At 70.3% G+C, this 4,922-nt stretch carries 5 protein-coding genes; all 5 read right to left on the reverse strand.

Annotated elements, in window-relative coordinates; translation table 11 throughout:
- A partial coding sequence (locus ACO1X9_RS16255; RefSeq protein ID WP_486351899.1) for an acyl-CoA dehydrogenase family protein occupies nt 1–1,697 on the reverse strand: 1,697 nt, incomplete at its 3' end.
- Nucleotides 1,698–1,840: 143 nt separating this feature from the next.
- A complete protein-coding gene (ypfJ, locus tag ACO1X9_RS16260) occupies nt 1,841–2,713 on the reverse strand; it encodes a KPN_02809 family neutral zinc metallopeptidase (RefSeq protein WP_486351900.1) in 873 nt (290 codons plus the stop codon).
- A gap of 65 nt (nt 2,714–2,778) precedes the next feature.
- Nucleotides 2,779–3,321: a hypothetical protein gene (locus ACO1X9_RS16265; protein WP_486351901.1), complete on the reverse strand. Its 543-nt coding sequence runs from the start codon at nt 3,319–3,321 to the stop codon at nt 2,779–2,781.
- Nucleotides 3,322–3,393: 72 nt separating this feature from the next.
- Nucleotides 3,394–3,930 carry a GNAT family N-acetyltransferase gene (locus ACO1X9_RS16270; protein WP_486351902.1) on the reverse strand — a complete coding sequence of 179 codons (537 nt, stop codon included), beginning with the start codon at nt 3,928–3,930 and terminating at the stop codon, nt 3,394–3,396.
- A partial coding sequence (locus tag ACO1X9_RS16275) for an RQC domain-containing protein (protein WP_486351903.1) occupies nt 3,927–4,922 on the reverse strand: 996 nt, incomplete at its 5' end. The genes ACO1X9_RS16275 and ACO1X9_RS16270, both read right to left, overlap by 4 nt.

Below are 4,922 nucleotides of genomic sequence, written 5' to 3' on the forward strand. Positions count from 1 at the left end.
AACGCCTCCCACTCGAGCAGCTCGGCGTGCGCGTACGCCGCCTCGATGAGCTCGTTCTGGTTGGCGTTGAAGACGATCGCCGCTTGCTCGGGCCAGAGCTTCGTGATGTCCTTGAGGCGACCCGCGATGTCGGCGACCATCGAGTGCACGCGGTCGGTGAGCAGCTGACGCTGCGCGTCGGGTCCGCGCACGACGCCGATCGACCGGGCGCGCGACCCGAAGTCGACGATGCTCTGCCCGAAGGCCCGCAGGCCCGAGCGGTTGACCGCGACCTCGCCCACCTGCGAGGCGACGACGCCGGCGATGGCGGCGGCATCCGCGTTCTTGAACTGCTTCGCGTAGTCGGCGAGCAGACGCTTCGCGACGAGCTGCAGCAGCACGTTGTTGTCGCCCTCGAAGGTCACGTAGATGTCGAGGTCCTGACGCAGCTGAACGAAGCGGTTCTCGGCGAGGAAGCCCGCGCCGCCGCACGCCTCACGCGCCTCCTGCAGGATGTCGAGCGCCGACCAGGTCGAGAACGGCTTGAGAGCCGCCGCGAGGGTCTCGAGCTCCTGGCGATCGGCATCCGTCGCCTTCTCGCCGGCCTTGAAGACGTCGTGGAACTTCTCGAGCAGCCGCTCGTGCGCGAACGACATCGCGTACGTCGTCGCGAGGCGCGTGAGCAGTCGGCGCTGGTGGCGCTGGTAGTCGAGCAGCACGATCTCCTCACCGTTCGGCCCGTCGGCGAACTGCCGACGCTCCGACCCGTAGGTGATCGCGATCTTGAGCGCCAGCTTGCTCGCGACGGTCGCGGCGCCGTCGAGCGAGACACGGCCCTGCACGAGGGTGCCGATCATCGTGAAGAATCGGCGCCCCGGGCTCGCGATGCTCGAACGGTAGACCCCGTTCTCGTCGACGTCGCCGTAGCGGTTGAGCAGGTTCGTGCGCGGCACGCGCACGTCGGTGAAATGCAGGCGGCCGTTGTCGATGCCGTTGAGCCCGCCCTTGATGCCGTCGTCGTCGCCGCCGACGCCGGGCAGGAACTGGTCGCCGTCGCGGATCGGCACGTAGAGCGCGTGCACGCCGTGGTTCACCCCGCCGACGATGAGCTGCGCGAACACGACGGCGGCCTGACCGTGCAGTGCGGCGTTGCCCAGGTAGTCCTTCCACGCGGCGCGGAAGGGCGTCTGGATGACGAACTCGTCGGCCTCGGGATCGAACGTCGCGGTGGTGCCGATGCTCGCGACGTCGGAGCCGTGGCCGGTCTCGGTCATCGCGAACGCGCCGGGAACCGCGAGGCTCATCGCGCCCGGCAGGAACTTGTCGTGGTGGTACTCGGTGCCGAGGTGCATGATCGCGGCCGCGAAAAGGCCCCACTGCACGCCGCCCTTGATCTGCAGCGACGGGTCGGCGATCGCGATCTCCTCGAACTGCGCGAGGTTGCCGCCGTGGTCGTCGTGACCTCCGAGCCGGCTCGGGAACGCGCGCAACACGGTGCGCTCCTCGACGAGGCGCTGCAGCTGCCCGAGCACGCGTTCGCGCTGCTGCTCCATCGTGTGCCCCGGGATGCGGTGGAACTCGTCGCGCGCCATGAGCTCGCGCGACTTCAGGCGCACGTCCTTCCACCGGCCGAGCAGCAGTTCGCCGAGGGCGGCGACATCCACCTTCGGGTCGTCGCTCGGCGTCGCGTCGGTGGTGCGGTCCACGAGATCCGTCATGGTTTCACGGTACGACCGGATGTCGGACAGGCGGGGAATCGTCGTCGAGGTGCACAACCCGGGGTGAGCACGTCCCCCGCCGCCCTTGTGGACGATCTACAACTGAGCCCGTTCGGCTTGGGAGGGTTCGACAGCCGACGGCGCTACAGGTTGTTCGTCGAAAACGTGTCGCACGCCCCGACGCCCTGCGTGTAGCCGGTGCGGAACCACGCCTGCCGCTGCTCGCTCGAGCCGTGGGTCCAGGTCTCGGGGTTCACGTTGCCGTCGCCGAGGTTCTCCTGGATGTAGTCGTCACCGACGACGTTCGCGGCGTTGAGCGCATCCGTGATCTCGGCATCCGTCGGCTCCTTGAGCAGCGCGATGCCGCTCGAGTCCTCGACGTCGGATGCCGCGGCCACCCAGGCGCCCGCGTAGCAGTCGGCCTGCAGTTCGAGCCGCACGCCGTCGGAGGTCGGGCCCGAATCCTGCAGGTTCAGCCCGTCCATCGTGCCGACGATGTTCTGGATGTGGTGCCCCCACTCGTGGGCGACGATGTACATCTGCGCGAGGGGCCCGCCGCTCGCACCGAACTGCGACTGCAGCTGTCCGTAGAACGCGGTGTCGATGTACACGCGCTGGTCGGGCGGGCAGTAGAACGGGCCGACCGCGCTCGTGGCGTTGCCGCATCCGGTCTGCACCGATCCGTCGAAGAGCGTCAGCGCGGGGGCGACGTAACCGTCGACCTGAGTCTCCCAGTAGAGATCGAGCGACGTGGCTGCCCCCAGCATGCGGCAGTCGACGTTCTCGTTCGCGTCCTCTCCGGTGAGGCAACCGTCGAGCGGCGTCTCCTCGACCTGCTGACCTCCGCCGTCGCCGCCGAGGATCGGGGCGAGGCCGCTGAGGTCGACCCCGAGCAGCGGGCCGATGATGAGGAGGGCGATCACGACGAGGCCACCGCCACCGGCGCCGATCGCGGCGTTGCGGCCCCGGCGCGAGACACGGCCGCCCCGGATGTCGGCGTCGTCATTGAAGGTCATGGAGGAACGCTACCGGGGCAGCCACCTCGTCGCCCCCTCTTACTCAGCGGCGGGGAGGACCAGGCTCAGCGAGACCAGGAGAAGAGTGCGTCGTGCAACGCCATGAGGTCGTCGACCATCGCCGTCGTCGGCGCCAGGCACGACGGATCGGTCTCGCCCGGGCATCCCGAGTCGTTCCACTCCGCCGTGGAGGTCGCAGCGGCGACGGCGGCCGCCTGCGAGTCGGCGAGGTCGGCGACCTGCGGCTGCGGGCTGAGCGCGAAGTCGGCGATGCCGGTGCCGCCGAAGACGATCTGGATCGACGTCGCCACCAGACCGCCGCCGCTGAGCGAGAGCGAGTAGTCGATGCCGCCGCTCACCGCCGCGACGTCGGTGCAGCCCGACGCGAGCCATCCGTCGCGCCACTCGTCGAGCTGTCCGCGCAACTCCTCCACCGTCGCGAAGAACTCGTCGTCGACGGCCGGGATGCCGGTCACCGGTCCGTCACCGGAACCGCCCGGGATGTCAGGGTCGGGCGGATCGAGCGGCACCGTGGTCTGCGCGCAGCCAACGAGCAGGAGAGCGGGGAGCAGGAAAGCCGCGGCGGCGGCGAGGGATCTGTTTCTCATGACGCCGACGGTAGGAAACGCGGTGGGGGCGCGGGGCCGTCGTACGGCCGGTGCAAGCGCCCCGCAACGGCGCTATGCGGAACGTTGCAGGCGGTACAGCACGTGGCGGCGGAGCGAGCTGCCCTCGGGCACGCTCGGGTGGTCGAAATCGTCGGCGGGGTCGCGGGTCATGCCGAGCCGCTCCATGACAGCACGCGAGCGGATGTTGCCGACCGACGTGAACGACACGACGGCGTCGAGGGTGAGCTCGCGCCACGCGTAGTCGAGAGCGGCGCGCGCGGCCTCGGTGGCGAAGCCGCGACCCCACGCGACGCGCGCGAGCCGCCAGCCGATCTCGATCGCGGGAGCGAAGTGCGCGTCGAAGCCGACCGGGTTGAGCCCCGTGAAGCCGAGGAACCCGCCGTCGTACTCCACCGCCCAGAGCCCCCAGCCGCGGTCGGCGAGTGCCCCGCCGAGGCGGTCGAACGCCGTGTCGGCCTGAGCCCGGTCGAGGGTCGCGGGGAAGAACTCCATGACCTCCGGATCGGCGTTCAGCGCCGCCCACGCATCGCGGTCGGAGTCGCGCCACCCGCGCAACAGCAGGCGCTCGGTGGTCAGCTCGGCCGTCACGCCGCCTCCGACGACGCCGCGACCACCTCGAGCACGCCCTCGCCGTAGGCCTCGAGCTTCTTCTCGCCGACGCCGCTGATCGTGCCGAGCTCGTCGAGCGACCCGGGCTTCGTGACCGCGATGCCGCGCAGGGTGGCGTCGCCGAACACGATGTACGCCGGAACGCCCTGCTCGCGCGCGACCCCGGCCCGCCACTCCCGCAGCTTCTCGAACAGCCCGCGCGACCCCTCGGGCAGCTCGACCCCCGCCGTCTTCTTCGCCGCCCGGGCGCGCCGCTCGGGTTCGCGTCGCAGCAGCACCTGCCGCGACCCGTCGAGCACGCCGGCCGCGGCCTCGGTGATGCCGAGCGTGCCGTACTCGCCCTGCACCGCGAGCAGACCCTGCGCGAGCAGCTGTCGCACGACTCCGCGCCACTCCTGCTCGTTCAGCTCGGAGCCGATGCCGAAGGTCGAGAGCTCGTCGTGCCGGTGCTGCCGCACGCGGTCGGTCTCGCGCCCGAGCAGGATGTCGATGAGCTGCCCCGCGCCGAAACGTTGATTGCGCTCGCGTTGCAGCCGCACGACGGTCGACAACAGCTTCTGCGCCGGGACGGTGCCGTCGAACGCCTCGGGCGGCGACAGGCAGGTGTCGCAGTTGCCGCACGCCTCGCTGTTCTGCCCGAAGTACCCGAGCAGCTGGACGCGTCGACAGGAGACCGTCTCGCAGAGCGCGAGCATCGCGTCGAGGTGCTGGCCCATGCGTTGCTTGTGCGCCCGATCGCCCTCGCCGTCGTCGATCATGCGGCGCTGCTGCACGACGTCTTGCAGCCCGTAGGCGAGCCACGCGGTCGATGGCAGGCCGTCGCGGCCCGCGCGGCCCGTCTCCTGGTAATAGCCTTCCAGCGATTTCGGCAGGTCGAGGTGGCAGACGAAGCGCACGTCCGGCTTGTCGATGCCCATGCCGAAGGCGATCGTCGCCACCATCACGATGTTGTCTTCGCGCAGGAAGCGCGC

It is taken from the genome of Pseudolysinimonas sp. (genome assembly GCF_057350545.1).